The following is a 22,235-nucleotide window of genomic DNA, read 5'->3' as shown; positions in this document are numbered from 1 at the left end:
TTCAAATCATGTAATGTGTCTGAATTCCTTGTGTTGATTCATTAACATCTCGCATAGAAATTGTCTTGAAGATAACGACACCATCGTTTTCAAATACTTGCTGATAACGTGCAGAGGCACGTAACGAGGTGATCGTCTGCTGGGTTTGTCGATGCTGTATGCCTCGTACTGTGAACCTTCCTTTCGGTACATAGAGGAAGTCGGGCGAGAGATGTGCTTTTTGAAGTGTGTCCGTCACACAATCGCTTGTCTCACATGTTGAAACCCGCCTGAATCGCTGAATCTGTGACCGGTATGCTTCTTTTCCCATCCATTCAACCCCCCATGACCCTACGAGGATAGTGCGATGTGCTTGTTGTGGAAACCATTCGGCAGTATCCCCAAAGACGATGAACTGTGCAGTTGGCGCTGTATTCTGCTGTACCCACTGCATTGCGCTCACGTCTGCTTTGTCGATAAACGCAGGTAACGATTGACTCCCAGCATGTGTGTTAATACTGCTGGTTACATAGAGCCCACCAGCTACGCCACCAAGTAACACGATACCTAATACGAGACTACTTACACCAATTTGACGTTCAGCTATCGTCTGTGTGAACGGACGAACGGCTGCTTTGGCGCCATCGATAATAAGGGGCGCACTGAGAAATGCACCGACGAAAAACGGGAGTCGAGCCTTATCAAGCACAAGTGAGGCAAGGAGGAGCCAGGCAGGAAGAAATACACGCCGACGAGCGAGTAGATAGAGACTTCCTAGGAGAGATACTGGTCCCCAAAAGAAATAGAGCGTCTCAGCCATTGATCCGAATCTAAATATTCGTTTCAAATGGGACAAATTTCCTCCTATTCCTCCCTGTGCTCCTGCTGCAGCCACGAATATATCGACACCATGGGCTTGAATGACTTGCATCCACCATGGTGCTGTGAGTAAAATCCCCCCTAAACCAGTGAGCCAACCGTAGCGAACCCCTCCGAGGGATCGATCAAAAACGAACCATTGTAAGGCAAAGCTCCCGATAAAGAAGACAGTATACTGTGGATGTGAAAGAACGGTCATTGCGAACGCGATAGAGGCTATGGGAAGCCAACGAGTATCTTGATCACGAAAGATCAAAAGACCGGCATAGAGACCAAGAATTACGAACCCAAAGGCAGTGGCACGGACAAACCCACCAGCCGAAAGATGCCATTGCAATACTGGCGGAGTCACAGTAATGATGATTGTCGCGAGGCTGGCTTTCGGTCGTGACTCAAGCAATTGTTCGGCGAGAGCATAAGCTGGAATGAGATAGCCGACAGTGAGAATGCCAGGGAGGATCCGTGCGATGGTGAGTGGACGCATATTGAGCCAATCGCGAAGAATAGCAGCGAGATACAATCCAAACGGTGGATATGCGAATGGCAACCCTCCGCTCGTGTAGTATGGAATGGCTTGTGGCAGTGCATAACCATGGTCGACGATACGACCTGCCATTAGTAGATACAATCCCGCGCCGAACGCGGGGTATGGATGCGTTCGAAGGTACCCAATAACAAGAATCGTCCCAATGAGTATACTAGGTACCAGCCAAGTAACAGAGTTGTTGATGATCCATTTGAACTGCTGGTAGTATCTGCTCGAGATAGAATTATTTGGTTCTGTTGTTTGATTCTTACTATCGTTCTCCGTCATTCTCTTCGATTTCTGGTCTCAATACGGATTAGAGAACCGATATCGAGATCTGTAAGGATTCTTAATATAAATAGATAATTATTTTAAATGATACACACAACGATTCGAATAGGTGGCCTTTCCAGGTATTGTCGACTTCCTCACCTTTTAGCTGTGTCTGAGGCGAACTCTTTTACTCTCTATGTATCTATTAGCCATCGGAACATCTGATGGAAAAATGATTGTTGCGCATAATACTTCATTTGGATACTGGGAAATACCATATTTCTCGGGCTCGTGGAACTCAATTTCCAACACGTAGTACTGCTATCATAAAGATTAATCAAGATTGAACCCTTATTGCGAAACGGGATGCCCACAGAGAATTCCGATCCAGAAATCTTGGAGGTGACTATCGATCAATCCAGGGAGGTTCGTCTTGCAAGATTTTTTCTGATGGAGAAGACTTTGAATATTATTTCGTGGACCATTATTGGGAGTGTATTCGCTTACCTATCGATCGATCAATTAATAAGCAAATATGGCGTCCCAATTGAGCTACTGCTCTTTTTTATGCTAGGTTTATATCTGTGCTTTAGAGGATGTAAATACATGGCGCAAGCAACCTTGCCATCAAAACTTCACACAATCGAAGACCACTCGTAATAAATATGGCCGATTACTGATTTTCGATACTAAAATCATTCCTTTACAATAATCCTCCCTGTCATTCCTCCCATCTCGTGAGGAACACAGAAGTACGAATAGGTTCCAGGGATTTCAAAGGTGTGTTTGAATGTAGTTTTCGGATCAACCGTACCATGGCCCTTCCGCCAAGCATCACGAGCTGCCTGTTCGGACTCGAAGCCACCGGAGGCAAAGTATTCTGCATTTTTCGGGATAGCATTTTCGTACGCAGTAACACTATGTCTGCGCATATCAGTATTTGCCCACACAACGGTTTCTCCTATTTTTGTTTCGAACTTCTGTGGGTTGAAAGACTGTGAACCCATAGAAATATCCCCGTCTAAGCGACTGGAGCCAAGAATCAAATTTGCACAGCCTGTTAGACTAGTAGCCAAAGATACAGTAACACCAGCTAAATATGCTCGACGTCTCATAGTAGACTTTTAGGCTGCGATTCTTAACTACTTCCTGGTGATTCCTCATTACTGAAAATGGAGCAAGCCCTTTTCTTGCGAATTCTATCTGTATCCCTATTTTCTTCATATAAGTAATTTGATAACTTTCACGTTGCTTCGCTTTATGTGTTGAAAATTGCTTCGCATCTTTTTTCGGATAGACAATTTTCTCCAATTTTGTGGAGAATGAAAATAAATGTTATTTATATTCTATAATACAATTGAAAATTTTTGCTTGACTGATTCTAATTGAATTATATAGTTCGATCTCTCCCTTTGTGAATAATTCCGCTATATTAGTCAAAGCCCAGCTGCATTCAATATTTGAAAAACAGCTTCGTCACAGTACTCCGACTGTAAAGGCAATTCAGCAGGATTAACGACCGGGTAGCTAGCGATACGGTATTACATGGAGAATTTGGAGTCCTCTCGAGGGTCCAGATTTCAAATCCTGAAATCGTTAAGGTTCTTATAAAGTGGAGACTAGTTGGTTGAGGCGACATATATTGACTATTGCGGCATTCTTCATCACTCTCGCGGTATCATTCTTCCCCTAATGTAGCAATCTACAAACAATATTTTATAATCTTGTCTGCCAGAAGCCTAATTGGATATTGGTTCTATTAAACAATAAAGTCAAAACATACAGATGATCATTGGTGTGCGTTGTGACTCATGGCGAACAAAGGTAGCAAGGTGGCTATCACCTGAAAGAATCATTGCACCAGCTTTTCGAAGAAGATCAATTGCTTCGTTATGCTGAGAAGGAGGAAATCTGTTTGAATCTAAATCTATTGCTGGGAGGCCATTAAGTGTGGTTTCAACTCACGCGTAGAGGTTTTGTGAAAGACTTTCTTCGCCAAGACTCATTGACCACTCATTTAAAGACTCTTTTTGGCGAGCTCCAAGAAGTGTTCTATCCAGTCCAACTTTCTTAAACAGATCTCCTCTGTTTTCTCTACCCAATTAGTAATTTTAATATATATAAACTTATATTTTATAATTATTATTCACAATGGTTATCGTACTACTATAAAGTAACTTTCTTCTTTGATGGATACCTCATTCTCAAGTTGTTTGCCACTGTCTAATTCGAATTAGGTGGAACGGAACAAAGACAATAGATGTACTTATTCGTCGTGATAGCATGCCCGTAAGCTCAAGTCACATCAATCGTCGTCAGTTTGTCCAGGGGACGATTGCCTCGACAGCCTTGGTTGGTGGTATCTCAGCGGCAAGTGCTCGCCAGTCTAGTCGTTCCCCGCAATACACACTAGAACAAAACGGCAAGTGTATTCCAATTGCACCGCTGTCAATGTCTGGGCTCCCAGTCAAACAGTTCTACGACTATCGTACTCCGAAGACAAATCCGTCCTCTCACAAGTACGCCTCGTTCGGCTCGGAGGAACTCCAACGGAAGAACACAAGTATTCTCTTCCTGTACGAAGGACCCAATGGGCTGAGTCTGGTCGCTGTTCACGATAAGATCGATGCTGGAGACGGCGGTGCAGTTACGTTCCGAGTCACGAATCTCCCGGCAAAGGGGAAGCTCGTTGTTAAAGACGACTCATACAATTCGTCGACGAACCTCGATACCTGGGACTACTCAAAGAACAGAAATTGGAAGGGAAAGGAATCTGCGAGTGCTAATATTAGTTGGGCATGGGACAGCGGGAGCTCGGATGGATTCGTTTATCGTGGATTAGGAAACCAGTTTGAATTTACTATCTATCCTCAATTTAACGAGAACGCCATTCTCTCAGATGAAAATAACGGGAAATTAAAGCAGTGGGAGTTTCTGTCCGGAAACATGAACGACCCCTCCCGAACAAAACTTGATATGACTAAACCAGTCACGATCTCATCCAAGCCATGCCAACAAGAGACTACACCACAGCAGACGGCAAGAAACACAAAAGAAAAAGATAGGGGCAAACACACGACATCATCGAAACCGTCTACCAATCAAAAGATAAATAAGGACCAATCGATCTTTGACCAGATTTGGAACGGTTTTGTTTCGGCCTTGGAGTCATTGGTGTCGTTTTTCACTAGTCTGTTCTAATCTGAATGTGAAGAACTCTTCCTTGCTGAGAGGCGAATTCTCGTAGGAGTTACGACTACTTCCTCTAATAGGGCAGTTACTGATATCATATAGATTTCTCGGCTACCTCACCATATATGTACTAAAGAGGATCTGAAGGGTGTCTTGCTATTCAAATACAAAATTTTGAGTATGAGAATCAATCTTCGACTTCTCAACTGAATCCCAAAGACAAAGGGGGAATAGGCTAATTCGTACCTACGGCAAATGAGTGGTACGTCAGTTCGGAGCAAGAAACAGCTGTATAGAAATCCATTGGCCGCACGATTTATTGGCTTGGAATTAATTTTACTTGCTATCGCATCCATAAATTTATTTATAATCAAGGGATCTTTTGGTTACCTTTTTTATGGTATGACCATTTGCCTTGCAATTCTTGTGATGATTGTGGGGTTAACTATACTGATCTCTGTAGTGTTTCTAAAGCAAAACAAATAAAGTAGCTAAGGCGGACTGAGATTTCATTCGCTTGGCTACCATTTTGGAGGTGAAATCTTATTAATCTAAAAGTAATAGACTTAGATGGGAGTTAACTATGTCCATTTTCCAGTTGATACTTGATCGGTTACGGGATGCAAACGAAGAGTATGAGCTGTATGAATGTACAACATGTGGTAAAACCCAACCAGCGATAACTCCACATATTGTCTGTCCAGATTGTGGCGGTAAACTAATTTGTAGCGATATTGACAATCTCGATTATAGCGGTCCATCCTCTAATTGACCACTGAATTTACAAACGACATTAATTTCGATTTCAGTAATTCATTTTTCGTTCGCTCTTCATCCTCGATCCCAGCGGACGTTAGGGTCCATTTTCAATTACTGAAATGCAGGGTTTATTTGAGGTACTAAAGCTGGCGACTGTAGAAGAATAACCTACAATTACATAAAGGAGAATTCTATTCCCTTTACAGTATTAGCTGTGTAATGGACGGCGTTTTCAACTTCTGAAACCAGAGTGCCATTCGAGATAGACAAAGTACAAAAGTATGGTTCGAAGCTCGCGTTCGAATGGTGAAAACCAGAAAAATACAAAAGTCTCATGTGGACAGAACGCCAAGAATGCTATGGGAAATAATGAAACGAGACAAGGAGATCACTCGGGTATTTTTATCCATTGTTATCATATTGGCATCAATTATTGCCGGGTTTTACATTGTACTGTCCTATCTTGATCCAAGATTTGTTCTATTCTTAGTTTAATAAAAAGATATAATATTGTTCTATCTTTGGATAATTGAATAAAAAAGGAGCCCAAGTCCAATTGCTAACAATAGACTTTCGATGGTATGGAGGGTGATTAACTCTCGACCAGTGAGCTCGAAGCTTCTTCGGATACCTAATTCATACATTGCTTCGACAATTGTCCCGACGGTAACTGTTACAAATCCTACAGTAGCGACTTTGAATGATTGGTTCCCACGTTGACGATATACACGGTAGCTAAGAATCGATAAGATACTACCAAAAATAAGAGTTATTATATTAATTAAGATGAAGCCGAAGATCTCGATTCCTGATTCTGGTTGTGTCATAAAATAAAGGAACATTTCCAACATTATTTACCTCTCTTCCTTTTTATTGGATTCCTGTAAATCTTGCCAGAAATCCTCGAATTGATCAACCATTTGTTGTCGTATCTGGACATCCACAACGAATCCTCCATTTTCAATCTCAAAGCACACTTTCTTAAGATCGGTTTTAAAGACTTGATACTGTGTTCCATCCTTGTTTTGCGGTTGTTTACGTAGCAAATCATAATCCACTAGTTCATTAATGCGTCTATAGATTGTGGGAAGTGATGTTTCACACCGATCTGCGAGCTCTTGTGCCGACATTGGCTTTAAATCGGCGAGCACAAGTATCTGCCTTGCTTGGGCATTGCCCAAGACTTCGAAGATATTGTCTGCCTCCCAATCCTTACTCACAGATGGGCCCATTATTCGAGAATATAAATAGACAGCGATTCGGAAACATTCCAGAAGTGGAATAGTGTGTTTTGTTTAGTTCATGCATAGCATTATTGCAGGTACAATGAAAACCGTACTAACCGAAAGATCTTTCACTTATCTCATTATGTCTACTATTAATAATAAGAAAAATATATCTGACGGATGAATATTGTTACTATTGCAGGTCATAATACGTAACACTTGTAATCAGGCACTGACACTCACAAATTTATCAGATATGTGTACTTTATCTATATTTACTACCAATCAAACAGTTAATATCGAGAATAGGAGGTGGATAATAGCGCGCTTGCAATTCATATCTGAATGAATCTCTGCAATCTTGTCGTCTACTTACAGTAGTTTGACTATTATAAAATTTTTTCATTTTTCTAACCAATTCTGGATGAAAATTCGCTATTTTTTGTCAGAGGACCCCCGACAGGAGATATGCGACGAGTAATTTCTGATTCTGTATCTCCGGTAAAACGACAAGTCAAAGTCGATCTCAAGGCTGATCCATTTCTTTCCTACATTCTTATCTTCTCATTCATACTCGCTGGATTCTGGATATGGCATCGTGTTCCAAATTTTGCGACTCGCGATGAACGTTGGCGTATCATCGACTCAATGGAAGCAGTTGGCTTTGTCGCTGCTGATCCCAGTATAAAATCTCTCCAAGAGGGTATTCTCTATGGGAAATCATTTGGTGCAACTTTTTATTTATTTGGATTCGCTCTTCTTCCTGTCTTCATATATGCGTTCATTACCGGACAGCTGAACGTGTTTTCAGCTATTCCAAATCTCAGGTCGGATAACCTGCTGATTCTCTGGAACCAAACACCACGCTGGGTTTGGACATCAAGTATACTCCTTGCACGCCTCGTTAATGCTCTACTTGCAGTCGGTTGCGTTTATATCATGTATCGGATCGGAACAACTATGCGTGATCGTGCAACTGGTCGGTTAGCGTCAATTTTACTCACTATTCCCTGGGGTTTCATCGTCCTCGCGCATGAAGCAGGAGAAGACGTTCCAGCACTGTTCTTTCTTTTGCTCGTATTTTACTTTTTTCTACAATACATTAAAATAGGAAAGCAGAAACTATTTTATTTGGGATGTGTCTGTGGGGGGATTGCTATCGCCTTCAAGCTCACGGCAAGTATTAGCATTCTGCTACTCGGAGCCGCATATCTCCTTCGGGCACGAAGGCCAGAAACATCACTTCGATCGGAACTTCTGCGACCTCAACTCTTGCTCATTAGTGCGTTCCTCGGCTTCGTAACGATCTACGTTGGCTATCCTAGTGTATTAGTCGGTGGAATCGAAACGCTTACAAATTGGGTACTGTTAAAATCGAAGAATAAAGGATCAACATTTGGCTGGCGAGCTAAACCAAGTTGGTGGTGGATACTTCGTGGATATTTGAATGGATTTGGCTTGCCCTTATTTATAGGGGTGATAGCTGCTGCACTTGCCAGTCTTTCTCAACTTCGAGAACGATCTCTTGCAACAGATGGTATTATTTTATCGTTAGTAGGCATCACAACTGTTCTCGTCGTGCTTTCTCGATGGGCATATCTTCGTACCCACCATTTGTTGCCAACCTTCCCGTTACTCATTCTGATACTCGCAGTGATGTTGATGCGGCTATATGATAGTAATCCGTCGATTGCACGACCGCTCTTGCTTTTTTTGATTGTAACAAGTGGGTTGTATGCTGGCGTAGGTGATCTTGGATATGCTAGCCAGCCACGAGATCATGCTACAAATTGGCTTGCATCACATGCTTCCGAGAGTAGTACTGTTGAGATATATGTGAGCGACCCTCAAGAAGCGGCGATTCCACATGGAATGTCAGTAAATTGGCCGTATGATAGGGAAATGAAAATTAACGGAAAAAACCGGACACCACCTTATACTAGATGGATATTATTGATGCCAAAATGATGTCCTACGTATATCGAACTAAGCTACAACACCGGAGTACTGTACCTCGCTTCAGATAACCATAGTGAGCACGCAAGACGGCTCTCAGACCCCAGATTGGCAAGATATTACCGAAATTTGCTAGCTGAAAATAAATATCCCTATAACATTACCCGCACATTTGGTCCACAGCCTCGGTTCCTCAAAACACAAATCCCGCGATCACAATGGTGGGAACTTCTCAGAGTTGGCCATTACCCTCGAACAATTCAGTATGGTGATCCGCAAGACTTTGGAGTTGATCAATATATCGTGATTTTAAAGCGGACTGGGGGATGCAACGTATCACGATGAGTGGATCTAAATCAAGGTGGTAAATTGATGATAGGTTCATGATCAAACTGACACTTGGTCGGGCAAGACTCATCTACTGAGTAGAGTTAATCAGTCTCGTTTGGTTACTCACCGAAGAACTTTTTTATTTTTGTATAGAGGTTTCCTATTGAGCAATTCAAGATGGATAAGGAGCCTACAGTAGCGGGCGATTCGGATTCCTCTCGGATCGATCGTCGCTTGTTTATGGTCGGCGCCACCTCGCTCGGTGCATCTGTCTCCCTACCAGGGTGTAGCTTCCTCTCTGGAAATGGAGACGTCTCACTTGACCCACATTTGCAGGACCCATCCGAGGTCGGGACTACCACCTCTCCAGACACCCGTCGCCATTGGCTCGGCCCTGAATTCTGGGGCAATCGCCTACAGGACTGGCGGTACAACCACGGCAGGATCGAGTGTCTCCGTGGTGAAGCGGGATACGAACTTCGAACCGTCGCTGCGCTTACCCGCGAAATCAGTCCCGGCAATAAACCAGGCCACCTCCGGGTAACGACCGGTATCTCCGGAAGCGATGACGGCGACGGATTATCAGGTTTCCTTCTCGGTACCGGTACCTCCGATCTTGATTACCGTGCCGCAGCTCTCACTCAACGTAGCTCGGGTGTCGGAGGTGGCTTGCTCTGTACGTACGAGACCGACGGGCACGTCCGGTTCAGAGACCACACGAATGAACGAACGCCGATAGCATACGAAACGCTCCCGATAACCAAGCAGGAGGGTCCCGCTCCCGACCCGACATCCAATGACGAAATCCGGCTTCTACTTGACATCTTACCGCAAAGCGATGCGACATTCACCATCGTTCTCAAAGCCATCGATAAAGAAAGCGGAACCCTTCGTGCAGCCGCACGATGTGATGACATTTCTGAAGACGTACTGACTGGGGGCATCTCGCTCGTATCTTCCCCACTCCCAAAACAAGATGGGCCTCGATGGTGGTTCAAGGAGTTCACGACGAGCGGCGCCAAGATAGCTACGTTTCCCAAACGTACATTCGGTCCAATCGCGGGAACGCTCTTTTCTATCGATACGCGCAAGTCCCTGCTGAAACTCACGACCCAACTCCTCCCGGTTGGCAAATCAGCCCCCAACACGATTCGCCTTCAGTATCGTTCGACAAATAACTCCACTATTTCCGAGTCATGGCACACGGAGCATGCTAAGGTCACAGAAGGGTACACGTCGTGCTTCCGTGTTGAGGATTGGGATACGACTCAATCCTGGGAGTATCGTGTGAACTACACGGATGAGACCGAAACAGAATGGCAGTATGAGGGGACGATTCCTGCCGATCCCAAAGCGAGTGAGGAAACGACGATTGCACTCTTCAGTTGCACGAGTGCGACAGGGCGGCGTCTCGACGAGTCCGCTCCTACAATGAATGCTGCAGGTACGGCAGTACTAGGCAGGTACACGCCGGCGAACATATACTTCCCCTATCCGGAACTCACGAAGCATGCCAGCTCTCATGACCCTGATCTGTTGTTGTTTGTTGGCGATCAGTTCTATGAACAAAGTCCAACGAGAAAGCCGAAAGACGACAATCCCAAGCTCGACTTTCTTTACCGATGGTTACTCTGGGTATGGTCATTCCGTACCCTTACGCGTGATACACCGACGATCATCTTGTCCGACGATCACGACGTCTATCAGCCAAATCTCTGGGGATCGGGTGGTGACACCGTGTCAAAGAACGAGGATCGCCACGACGGAGGGTACACACATTCACCCGAGTTCGTCACCCTCGCTCAACGCATCCAGTGTGGTCACAATCCCGATCCGTATGATCTGACCCCGATCAATAACCGGATTAACGTCTATTATGGCTCATTCACGTATGGTGGGGTAAATTTCGCGCTGCTTACCGGCCGCAAATTCAAGGATGGTCCGAGTGAAAGCAGATGGTTTTGGGAGGATAAGCAACTTATCGGTGATCGACAAGCAAAATTCTTAGCGCAATGGGCCACCCGCGACGATGGGTTACCTCGGATTTGCGTGACTCAAACGATCTTCGCGAGTGCTCGCACGACACCAGACGGTGAATTGAAGGGATTCTACGATACGAATGGCTGGCCGAAGCAAGGGCGAGATCGAGCGATCAAACTGCTTCGCGACGCGGGCGCGCTCATTGTAGCCGGTGATCAACATCTCCCCTCACTCGTGCGCCACGGGATCACCACCTTCACCGATGGACCTGTTCAGTTCACCGGGCCGGCAGGTGCCGCGGTCTATCCCCGGTGGTTTGAGCCAAACAAGGCAACCGCTGCCGTTCTTGAGCAGGCGTATACCGGCGAGTTCACCGATCCGTTCGGAAACAAGTTCCGGATGTTGGCAGTCAAGAATCCGGACATTTCGAAGGCGCAATTCGACCAATACAACAGCGGGGATTTGTATGATCGGGAGATGAGACCCGAGGGCTATGGAATTGTCAGAGCTGATCACGACGTTGAGAAGTTCGTTATTGAATGCTGGCCCTGGTTCGAAAATCCAACAGCAGACGATGCCACACAATATCCGGGGTGGCCGTATCGCCTTGCGTTTGACGAAACAAATGGGAACTAACCTGTCTCCCTGCAATCTCTTCAGCTATTTGAAGTAGTTTTAGTTTCTGATCTATTGTAAGCCCAGTCCACATTGATTTGGTTTTGTTCTATGTGGGCTTTCGATACAGCTATCTGAGATGATGAATCATCTACTACCAATCCGATTAAATTACGGGTAAGTCGGCCACCAACAATTTTAATTTCGGACGAGTTCCAAACAGTAACTCCCTCTGCGTTCAGCCAGGCATCAACATTCTGAACAGTCACCTGGGACGCATTCACTATATGCACTCCTCGATTCCAACGCCTGATTCGTACCGAGTTAACTGAGACATCTGTGATTCCCATCCGGTTTTGAATAAGAATCGCTGTTGAATCAGTCACACCTCTTCCAATAATGATATGATCTCTTCCATTGAGAGTGACATGGCTTGCATTAATAGTGATACAACTTTTTGCTAATTGCCCACCTTGGATATCTTGTGTGATATGGTATGTTCCAGGGCTGGAGATCATACGACAATGTTTTACTGATTGTGACTGTTTAATTGACAAATCGTTCCCGGTAGTAGTGTCCTGGACAGCCAAGATAATTCCTACGCTGAGCACAATACTAAGTAGAAATAAAATAACGACTCTTCGTCTCGTTAATCGATAACGCGAGGGGACCATCAAGAGTGAATGTGGTACTAACCAATATAAATCAACTACATCCTGCTCAAGCTTGTTAATATCATTCAAGCTAAGTTGGAATTAGAGTCAAAATATTTTGGATAATGAAAAATCGACTACGTCAACGGCGGAATGTTCATCGTCGATCGTGGGCTCTATCTGGTTACCTTTCTAATCTTTAGAATGAGTTTTTGGACGATTCCAGAATCCATTAGAAACGGAGCTTCATCTGCTGTCATGACTCATTGTAGCACGAATTGATTGGGATAGCTGTATTCCGGCATCCGACACAATCGATCGTTAAGCACACGCAAAAAAGTATTTATCCAATCATACAGAAGTACTGACGCAGGGGTAGTCACTTATATGTACAGTACAAATATCTCTAACAGAAATACCCTGTTTTCACCCTAATGTACCAATTTTCCTCAAAAGGCGAGACGCTCGAATCTTCCATATTCATCGTTCCGCCATACTTCCTTTACCTTGCCGTTTTCGAAACGATGGATCGATACGCGCGGATTCAGTCGGGCGCACGAGACCCACATGTCGACGTGCAGTGTTGCTGGCGTCCGCTTGCGGAGGCGGTGCTTGCCGGAAAACCCATTTATGTTCGGCCAGCGATAGACAACAAGCCACCGTTATTCGAACTGCTCAACATCACCGTCGCCGCGACCGGCCATTATCTACTCGTGTTTTTTGTTCTCGTAGGATGTGCGAATGCGGCCATCGCAATCCTCCTCTGGCGGATCTGCATACAACATGATGCCTCCCGTGTCGGCTTAATGGCGGGATTCCTGTTCTTGATGAGCGTACCCGTTGCTGGAGGAACAGTAATAAATGTCCGTTCGTTCGCAATTGCGGGCATCATCCTCTCACTTTCGGTTAGCAACCCGGTGGCACGCGGCGCGAGTATCGCAGTTGCGGGACTGTTTTCTCAGTACGCAGTGTTCGCCATTCCGGCGCTCGTGTACGACCGACTTCGCGAACTCGACCGCGAGTCGGGCATCAAATGGTTGGCATCGTTTGCCTTTGCCGGACTCGGCGTCGTTGCCATCACGTTCGCATTCGTCTACGTGGTATGGGGAGAGGCTTCGTTTAACGGCGCGATTTACTGGTCGTTCGGGGCCGCGAAGAAGTACACGACAAACTCTGTCGTCCCGTCGCTCATCGGCGACACGAGTCAGTGGATGAACGCACTATACCACGAAGCCCTCAACCACCTCGTTATTATCGTCCCCGCAGTGACTGTCGTTCAATTGGCGTTTTCTACACGAGACGCCGAGCGACCCATACTTTCGACGAATGCGCCCGTGATGACTACTGCACTTCTCGCGGTTTCGATGACACTGCCACTGTTCGTGCGTGCGTATCGCGCGTACTGGCTCTATCCGCTTCCATTCCTCGCCCTGCTTGCCGCCACCGGCTATCAGGAGTTTTTTACGGCCTCAATGGAGTGAGCTTCGGATGGATTCAAACCATGGCTGGTTTGGCCTCTCGCTGGCAACTACCCTCGTCACCGCGTGATTATCGCCACACGGATCGTCCGCATCCTTAACCAAAGCTACCCGACACTACTCTTTGAGTTCTTCGGTCTCATTGCTGCCTTAGCCATCATCTTCTTCCGAAAACTAAAAATTACCACAGTGCCTCAGGCGACTGACGCCATCGTCTGCTTCGTTTCATCTTTTTTCTCTCCGAATCGGAGAGTTTCTTGAATGTGGCGGCCTTTTCGTTGTGTTCTTTATCTGGGGCGATCGCTGTCAGTGCGATGCTCCTCCCGGGTATCTCTAGGTCGCTTCTGGTGGTCATCCTCGGCCAATACATGTGAATGTCTATGACTCTTAGCCAATTCATTGACGCACTTATTAGAGTCATCACGGGTGGTTCGATTTCTTACGTGGCCGACCCGGGTTGATTGTCGTAACGTTCATCTTTGAGGGTTTTATTGGTCCCTTCACTATTTCACGGGTTTCCAATGTTCGTTAGACCGAAATAAGCGGGCTACGATGGCCTTTCTCGTTGTGTTCGTCGTAAGCGCACTCCGTGCATCAGTAAAGCGGGTCCAAAGCGACGTTGATTTCTCGATAAACACTATAGTTGCTTTCGCCGGGGAAATAATTGCTAAATTAACCACTGCTTCATGATTGGCAATCAATAGACGAGTACCGGTTACAGCCAGTGGACCCGTTCTCCTAGGTCGCATATACCCACACTGTTTACGAGCGACCGCCGTTCGCCATTATGCATACAAAGGCACCCTAGGGTACCGTTACAGACGCTAATAGGGTGGTACGATATGGCAACCGCACAAAAGTACATCTGTATCTTAGGGGGGTGTTCACTCGGACACTCTAAACGCGACGAACACGCCCCGACTCACTGATCGTTGCTACAACGGCGAGTTTTCCTCCGGCTGACACGCCCCGGTCCGTTCAAGGATCACTGTGTACTGATTGACGCCGAAGTCCTGAGGGTCACCGTATTGGATAGTCCGGGGATAAATCCCGACGCGGAGGAGTTTCCAGGTGGGGTCGCGGGGCTGGTCGGTTCGGAGGAACCGCGGTTCCGGTCCGAACGTCTTTGCCACCTCGTAGGGGTACTCATTCTCGGCGAGCAACGTACCGTAGTACTCTGTCATCGCGTCGTTTGAGAGACTCGCCGAGCGCGCGCTGTGGTTATCTGGAGCGAGGTAGAGCAATGAGGTATGATAGCCGAGTTGGATGTAGGTCGGACAGCGCTCCGGCATCGCCCGCGTCCACTTAACGTAATTCGGGTTCACTGTCTCGCCGTCGATGGTCATCTGTCGGTCAGTCGGCTGGAAAACGGTCGCACCATGGGGGACGGCCGCTTCCTGCGGATCCGACACATACGATTCGATGGTTGCGTTTTCGTTGGCGTTCGCCGCCAGCCAGGCCGTTGCCTCGTCTCGCGGTGCGTTGGCGTATCCGGCGACGCCGATCCCTGCGTACAGCGCGCTCGTCACTACCAGCAGTGTGATGAGCGGCCGACCGACCGACGGGCGGCGCTCGATCAACCGGATCGCGACGGGTGCTAACACGAGAATCAACAGCGCGAAGACGGGCAGTAGGTGGTGCATCCGTATGTATGACCACCCCGAATACACGTACAAGTAAACAGCAACGCCAATCAGCGCGAACGCGATCCCGTCGGCCGCCCGCGAGCGCTCTCGCAGTCGCCACAGCCCCGCCGGTACGCTCGCAAGGAGCGCGATGAACAGCGGAAGGCCGGCGCCGTTGAGCGAACTCCGGAGCAGCCACCACCAAGTGGGTGCAACGATCCAGCCATGGGGCTCTCCCTTCGCCGATGCTCCCCGACTGATCCGTTCGGCCAGTACCTCGAAGCCGCCGACGAGGACACTCGGAAAGCCCACCACAACGGCGAGCAGACCCAGCACCCCACCGACAACGAGCAGCTGCGGTCTGAACAGCGCGTCACGCCACTCGACATCGGGTTGCCGTCCACAGGCGAGGTACGCGACGCCGAGGATTGGGACGGCCACGCCTGCCGAGAGCTTGAACGCAATGGCGAGCCCACCGGCGAGACTGCCAGCGAAGAACCAGCTCGCTCGTGTCGTCTCGACGTATTGCAGCGCACAGTAGATCGCGACGAGCAGGAAGAACAGTGCCGGAACGTCCTCTCCGACTTCGTGAGCCGACACAAGGAGTGCCCACGTAAGGCTCAACAGTAGCGCCGCCAGCCGCCCGGTCGCGCGGTTTTGCATCACTGTGCCGATGCGATAGGTAACGTAGACGCAACCGACAGTGAAGACGACGCACGTGAGCCGCGAGAGCAACAACGTTCCTGCCCACACCCAGCCAGGGATGCTCTGCCAGTGTACCCACAGCCCGTCGCTCCAGGCGCGCGTCGTCGCAGTGAACACCTCGGCCTGCCCGGTGAGAAACACGTAGACGAATACGGGGAGACAGACCAGTCCATACAGGTACATCGTCGCCCCGTAGGTTCGCCAGTACAGGATGCCCTCGCTCAGCGACTCGTAGCTCGGGTCCTTGAGAAGAAAGCCGATTGTCTCCATAGCGTCGACGACCCGCCACCGTTCGTCACGGGTCGCAAAGTTCGGAACACGGTGCCAAAACCAAAAGCCAGCAAGCACGACCGCCAGCAAGAGGACGTACACGAGGTATGGATCCGCGCGGAGGTCGTCCCGAACCTGCGCGTAGACGCGACGAGGCAGACTCGTAATCAGTCGGAACACGACCGCCTCCGAGGGCGTCCTCCCGGCGCGACGACGACGCATCCGCGGCTGAACCTAGGCTTATTGCTCCCTCCGGACTCCCGTTCTGATACCGTGGTTGGGATCTCGCGGATTGTAAGCGGCTCCATGCGGTTCCGATGCGTAGCGCACACGTATTAAGCCTTAGTTGGAATTATTTATACTTGAGAAGCAACTTGTTAATATACTTCTGTTGCTAAGTCTATTCTCGAAATTTCGCGCTTACCGAAGTTGAGACTGGCATTCCCAACGCGGAGGTAATCAATCCGAGCGGTCACGGGAGGAAAGTGGAACACGAGTATTGTCGTGAGAATAACATCGTCAGCTGTTTCTACTGTAAATTGGTTACTAGTATCGCCCTCTCTTGCCTGTAATCGGAGTCGTCATGTACACCTTCCATCGCCTGTCGAAGCGGGGGTTTATCCTGTACGTTTGATCTTTCCTCTCTATTTTGGATGTTGCCACTTATCGGGAGAAATTCCATCGTCTTTGTGAAGCTCAGCAAAGTCGAATGTGCGAACATCGACTGACTGCACTGTATCAGAATCCTTGTAGACATCTATAATATCGAAATTGTCCCTTGTCACACGAACCTCTGCCCGATCACCTAACTGAATGTTATTGAAATCACCTCTCTCTGTCCATCTATTTGAACATCCCTGCGAACCGCCGCGAGAGAAGTCTGCTCCGCAAATCCGAATGAGATACTTAACGTCGAATCGAGTAGAGAGCTGGCTGAGTGAAGCTTTCGACACGACAATGTTAGTCGGCGACTGAATAATCTCGTTGACAATGTTTGGATCATACTTCCCATAAATCAGCCCTCTCGAACGGTCAAACGCGATATTCAATGGTTGATCCTCATACCGTTGTCCCTGAAAGGTCCACTCAAGAGAGACGACTTTCGCCTGGATATGACCGGTTTTCGCGAGTCCAATTTTTGAAAGACAGCTCCCAAGACTACTTGTCGTGAGCGCTACACCGGACTGTGCAAGAATCCGACGTCGAGAGGGCACAGTGCTTTCTCATCAGATAGAGTAATAAGTTTTCTGAGTATCAAATTAGTACAATCATATCACCTATGAATATATATACTCCAAGTCTCCTGCTTGTTCACTAGGGACGTTGAGTCTGGGAGCTCCTCTGTTTATATACGACTTATCAAAGGATGAAGCGAGGAGATTGAGCCCATTTCCTCGACTACTTTTCTGGATGAGTAGATGGCAGGACACAAACTTCACCATCACACTTTATCGTCACAGCGCAGTTCGCATACGCGAACGAAATCGAGAGTTTTGGATCTTGAGAAACCCGTGCTGCATTTAAGGAGGTGATCAATTTATCAAGTGCCTCCGGTTCGACTACCTCGTACAATAACGGAAGATCAGATAGCTCACGATGGGCTGCGAAGGCAACCGTATCAATGACAGCAGCACTCGGTGATGTATCCTCCCAGTTATAGAACGCCTGAAATTGGTTGGATTCCTCAGTTTTCTCTTCATGACCAATTGATAAATCTTCTCCTTCCATCTTTTGTTCAACTACGACCGGCTTCTATAAACAGAGTGTGAACGGCTTAAGCGGATAGACAAACACTTGATTCGGAAATTGCATAATGGAATATACATAGTTCAAGATATAACTCCTAGTGGTTGTTATCATTTTACTCTAAGATTAAAACTGTTAGTAAAGCAATCACCCCACATCATGATCGGAAGTGCTTTTCCGCTATCGGTGATCTGACCCAATTAGTCGCTAAATAGACACGGGCTGGACAACCACGACATGCATACGCCAATGATATCGAGATTCCAGGATTGATACATGAATTGACGAATGTAGTCTGCCGTCCTAGTACAAAAAATCGACTTCAAACGACAATTACCAGGACTCATGTGTATATTGTTTTAGGAAATCCTCAAATTCGTGCTAAACCGTGTAAGTGTGGCTATAAACAGTCGTAAAAGGTGCCCACAATATACATAAAGTCTATCACTAGAGTACGTATCGATCGGCGACCGTACGAACTATAATGTTACTAGTTCAAATTAGAATACCGAATGGTCCTCACTCAATTCCTCCCCTCCAAGATCAGATGGATCGTTCTAGTGCTTGGGCTTGGTATTATCCTTGCTGTACTTGGTCTCGTGGTACAACCATCGCTATTCACCAATACACCCTTAGAAGAAGAGCCAGTTCCAATATCTCACTGTACTGTGATTTCTGAAGAGGGAACATACACGATAACGCAAGATATTCGAGGCGGAAGGATCGCAAGTAGTTGTATTCGGATCAAAGAGAGCCACGTGACCCTCCAAGGAGGTAGACACACGCTTACTGGTAAGGGTGCGACCGACTCCACCGCTATTCTTGTATCAAATCCAAATGGCGTATCAGATGTTACTTTACGCTCGATCAAAACCACTCGGTGGAATCGAGGTGTTCATATTGTCAATACGTCAGATGCTACGCTTCAAGATGTTGATGCGTGGCGGAACGCAGAAGGGGTCACAATATGGAATAGCACTAAAATTAGGATCAGGAGCGTCCGACTAACAAACAACCTCTTTGGACTAGTTATTGACCGGTCAAGTAATGAAATCTCTGTCTCGTCAGTCCACTTTGAAGGAAATAATGTTTGGAATATTAGTTGGGGTGAATACCAGTCGCAGTCAAACCAGACCGCACATTCAACAATAAAATAGAACTGAATAAACACAATAAATTTTATAATTAAATCATAATTACTATGGAAAATTCATTTTCTGGTTAAGCCGATGGCGAATTTCACGTTCTGTACTTCTCTGTCGTTCAATCGTTGCCAATTAGGTACTCTTACGGCATTATGCGAACGGTGACCGTGTGAAAGTTTTACACGGACCGGTTCGCTCTAAGACTACCGTGTACTGGTCTACGCCGAAATCCTGCGCGTCTCCGTACTGGATGGTTCGCGGGAAAAGTCCAACCCGAAGCAAGTTCCACCAAAGGGGTTGGGGCTTGTCCGTGGTGAAAAACCGCGGACGAGGCCCGAACGTGGCAGCGACCTCATATGGGTACTTGTCTTCGGCCATCAGGTGTCGGAAATAGCTCTTCATCCGTGGATTGGATAAGAGCTTTGCCCGTTCGCTATGATTGTCAGGCGCGAGGTACAGTATTCCGTTCTGATAGTTAAGCTGGATATAGGACGGGCATCGCTTGGGCATGGCGAGCGTCCACTTCCTGACGCCGGGGGTCCGCGTCTTCCCATCGATCGTCATCTCTCGATTGCTCGGCTGGTAGACGTTCATCCCGTGAGGAACTGCGGCATCCTGTGGATCCATCGTGTACGTCTCAACGGTTGCGTTCCCCGCAGCGTGCGTTGACAACCACGACATTGTCTGATCTCGTGGCTGATTTGCATACCCTAAGGCACCTATGCCGGCGTACATGCCGCTTGTCACTAGAAGAATCACGATGAGCGGCCGCGCGAGTGACCGGTTACTGTCATAGAAGCGCGCCAGAACCACCGCGAGGACGAGGATGAGGAACACAAACGTCGGGAGAAGGTGATGAGTACGGACGTACGCCCAGCGACTATAGACGGCAAGGTACGTTACCGTTCCTGCGAGCGCCAACAGTACTCCATTCGACGTTGCCGACCGTTCGCGGAGGAGTGGAAGGCTCGCGGCGACGCCCCCAAGTATCCCAAGAAAGAGCGGTAGTCCCAAACCGTTGAGATACCCACGAAGGATCCACCACCAACTCGGGGCAACCAGCCAACCAAACGACTGCCCCTTATTCGTTGTTCCTCTGTGCACCCGGTCAATAATCACGTCGATCCCTCCAGCGAACGTGCTCGGAAAACCGACGACAATCATTGTCGCGCCGAGAACTGCACCGAGCATAAGAAGTCGCGGTCGCACGAGCGCCTCCCGGGGAGTAGTTTCGGGGTTCCGCGCGTATAGGAGGTAGGCGAGTCCAAGCAAGGCGACACTGACACCCGCGGTGAGTTTGAATGCCATCGCAATTCCGCCACAGACACAGCCAGCATAGAACAGCGACTTCTCTCCGGTTACGGAGTAACGGAGGGCAAAGTAGACGACTAACAGCAGGAAGAACAGTGCCGGGATGTCTTCACCAGCCTCGTGGGCCAAAACGACGAATCCCCACGTTAGCGACAGCAGAATCGCTGCCAGTCGTCCAGTCGCGCGGTCTCGCATCGTCGTTCCGATCCGGTACATCACGTAAACGCAACCAACTGCCAGTAGTAGGTTAACCAATCGAGACGAGAGAATGATCGCGATCCAAGCCCACGCTGGTGTCCGGTTCCAATGCGCCCAGAGGTTAACATTCATCCCGCCCGGTGGTCTGAGAATCCCCATAAATGCATCGAGCTGACCGGTGAGAAACGCAAACACGATCACGGGAATGAGAGCGATACCATAGAGGTATAATGTCGCTCCGTAGGGCCGCCAATGCTCGAGTCCCTTTCGGAGGGACTCGACCCCGGGATCCCTAAGAAAGAACACAAGTACCTCCAGCGGATCGACAACGCGCCAACGTTCGTCGCGAGTCGCGAAATCGGGGACGTGGTGCCAGATCCAGAATCCGGCCAGGACGAACGCGAGGAGGAGGATATATGCGAGGTACGGGTCAGTTTCAAGATCGTCGCGGATCTGTCGGGTTATCCGATTCAGGACGCCAGCGATGGCTCGCCGCATGCAAATGTCTTGGAGGAGAGTGGTAAAAGCGTGACGAGTTGCTCGCCGGACGGGCGTCGAGATGGTCCGCATGGATCCGTCACCGAATCCAGGTGACGAAAATCGTTTGGACGAGACCAACCGCATACCCTAGCTTCGGCTTCTTTGTCTTGCCGGTTTTGCGACGGGCGATGGTGACGGGAATCTCTTCGATGCGGAGGCCGTTCTTGCGGGCCTCGATGAGCAGCTCGGGTGCACTGAACCGCATTTCGGTCAGGAGCAGCTTGCCGAGCATCGAGCCGCGGATCGCCCGGAACCCGTTCGTGCAGTCGGTGATCTCCATCTTCGTGATCGCGTTGATCAGCACGGTGAACGCTTTAATCCCTGACTGTCGAGTGATGCCATTGCCCGAGCGATCGGTCACAGTTACGTTGCGTTTTTACCTCCTCGTCTCAGTCACCAGTTACCGTTGTGGAGACAACCCGGGGAAGACAATCATCATAGTTTGAGACGAACGTTAAAACGCTCTTACCTGGTTATCGGTATTCTCGTCAGAGCAGAAAGACTCAAAGTGAACTAATCGGACAACTAGATCAAGTTCGCGGTCATCGAATATCCAACTAATTGTGATTTCGAGAATCACCTACAGACGTTGGAAACAGTCGGTGGTATTGAGAGTGCGCCTTGTTCGGCACTCCAGTGTACCTAAATTACTCAGGGGTATACAGATGACAATACGCGTATAAGATCTGCGGTTCACTAGGGAGGACCACGAATTGTTCAATCGGTGCAGACGGACTTTTTCCAGAGAAAGCAGGATGATACTAGGACCGATCCGGGAGAAGACGAGTCGGATTCAGGAAATCGAAACGATGCCTTTCCCTGACTTCTGATTGCTTATCCGATCTACAC

13 protein-coding genes are annotated in these 22,235 nt (G+C 48.0%); 4 read left to right on the top strand and 9 right to left on the bottom strand.

Features of this window, described 5'->3' with window-relative positions:
* Position 1 precedes the first annotated feature (1 nt).
* Positions 2 to 1,474 carry a glycosyltransferase family 39 protein gene (locus LJF34_RS25010; protein WP_231188759.1) on the bottom strand — a complete coding sequence of 491 codons (1,473 nt, stop codon included), beginning with the start codon at positions 1,472 to 1,474 and terminating at the stop codon, positions 2 to 4.
* Positions 1,475 to 2,352: 878 nt separating this feature from the next.
* Entirely contained in the window at positions 2,353 to 2,664 is a 312-nt protein-coding gene (locus tag LJF34_RS25005) for a plastocyanin/azurin family copper-binding protein (RefSeq protein ID WP_342765907.1), read from the bottom strand.
* A 1,444-nt stretch (positions 2,665 to 4,108) separates the two neighbouring features.
* On the opposite strand from LJF34_RS25005, the gene LJF34_RS25000 reads away from it, so the two are divergent.
* A complete protein-coding gene (locus LJF34_RS25000; protein ID WP_231188756.1) occupies positions 4,109 to 4,858 on the top strand; it encodes a hypothetical protein in 750 nt (249 codons plus the stop codon).
* A 1,604-nt stretch (positions 4,859 to 6,462) separates the two neighbouring features.
* On the opposite strand, the gene LJF34_RS24995 is transcribed toward LJF34_RS25000, so the two are convergent.
* Positions 6,463 to 6,828, bottom strand: coding sequence for a helix-turn-helix domain-containing protein (locus LJF34_RS24995; RefSeq protein WP_231188751.1), 366 nt, complete (start codon positions 6,826 to 6,828; stop codon positions 6,463 to 6,465).
* Positions 6,829 to 7,302: 474 nt separating this feature from the next.
* Between LJF34_RS24995 and LJF34_RS24990 the strand changes: the two genes are divergently transcribed.
* Positions 7,303 to 8,802 (top strand): glycosyltransferase family 39 protein, encoded by a 1,500-nt coding sequence (locus LJF34_RS24990; protein WP_231188749.1) that lies wholly within the window; start codon positions 7,303 to 7,305, stop codon positions 8,800 to 8,802.
* 648 nt (positions 8,803 to 9,450) lie between these two features.
* Positions 9,451 to 11,736 carry an alkaline phosphatase D family protein gene (locus LJF34_RS24985; protein WP_231188747.1) on the top strand — a complete coding sequence of 762 codons (2,286 nt, stop codon included), beginning with the start codon at positions 9,451 to 9,453 and terminating at the stop codon, positions 11,734 to 11,736.
* Positions 11,737 to 11,756: 20 nt separating this feature from the next.
* On the opposite strand, the gene LJF34_RS24980 is transcribed toward LJF34_RS24985, so the two are convergent.
* Positions 11,757 to 12,233 (bottom strand): right-handed parallel beta-helix repeat-containing protein, encoded by a 477-nt coding sequence (locus tag LJF34_RS24980; protein WP_231188745.1) that lies wholly within the window; start codon positions 12,231 to 12,233, stop codon positions 11,757 to 11,759.
* A 743-nt stretch (positions 12,234 to 12,976) separates the two neighbouring features.
* Between LJF34_RS24980 and LJF34_RS24975 the strand changes: the two genes are divergently transcribed.
* Positions 12,977 to 13,849 (top strand): hypothetical protein, encoded by an 873-nt coding sequence (locus LJF34_RS24975; RefSeq protein WP_231188743.1) that lies wholly within the window; start codon positions 12,977 to 12,979, stop codon positions 13,847 to 13,849.
* A 932-nt stretch (positions 13,850 to 14,781) separates the two neighbouring features.
* Here LJF34_RS24975 and LJF34_RS24970 read toward each other — a convergent pair.
* The 5 genes from LJF34_RS24970 to LJF34_RS24950 all read right to left on the bottom strand — a co-directional run bounded on the left by LJF34_RS24970 (position 14,782) and on the right by LJF34_RS24950 (position 21,747).
* Positions 14,782 to 16,626 carry a glycosyltransferase family 39 protein gene (locus LJF34_RS24970; RefSeq protein WP_231188741.1) on the bottom strand — a complete coding sequence of 615 codons (1,845 nt, stop codon included), beginning with the start codon at positions 16,624 to 16,626 and terminating at the stop codon, positions 14,782 to 14,784.
* A gap of 464 nt (positions 16,627 to 17,090) precedes the next feature.
* Positions 17,091 to 17,660, bottom strand: coding sequence for a hypothetical protein (locus tag LJF34_RS24965; RefSeq protein ID WP_231188739.1), 570 nt, complete (start codon positions 17,658 to 17,660; stop codon positions 17,091 to 17,093).
* Between the two features lie 184 nt (positions 17,661 to 17,844).
* Positions 17,845 to 18,174, bottom strand: coding sequence for a HalOD1 output domain-containing protein (locus LJF34_RS24960; protein ID WP_231188737.1), 330 nt, complete (start codon positions 18,172 to 18,174; stop codon positions 17,845 to 17,847).
* A gap of 1,313 nt (positions 18,175 to 19,487) precedes the next feature.
* Positions 19,488 to 21,344, bottom strand: coding sequence for a glycosyltransferase family 39 protein (locus tag LJF34_RS24955; protein ID WP_231188736.1), 1,857 nt, complete (start codon positions 21,342 to 21,344; stop codon positions 19,488 to 19,490).
* A gap of 79 nt (positions 21,345 to 21,423) precedes the next feature.
* Complete coding sequence (locus LJF34_RS24950; protein WP_231188735.1) at positions 21,424 to 21,747, bottom strand: hypothetical protein; 324 nt, start codon at positions 21,745 to 21,747, stop codon at positions 21,424 to 21,426.
* Between the last annotated feature and the right edge of the window lie 488 nt (positions 21,748 to 22,235).

The sequence above is a fragment of the Haladaptatus sp. DYF46 genome, assembly GCF_021083305.1.
Lineage (GTDB): Archaea > Halobacteriota > Halobacteria > Halobacteriales > Haladaptataceae > Haladaptatus.
The sequence above is the reverse complement of the archived record's forward strand: the minus strand, read 5'-3'. Positions and strand labels throughout refer to the sequence as shown.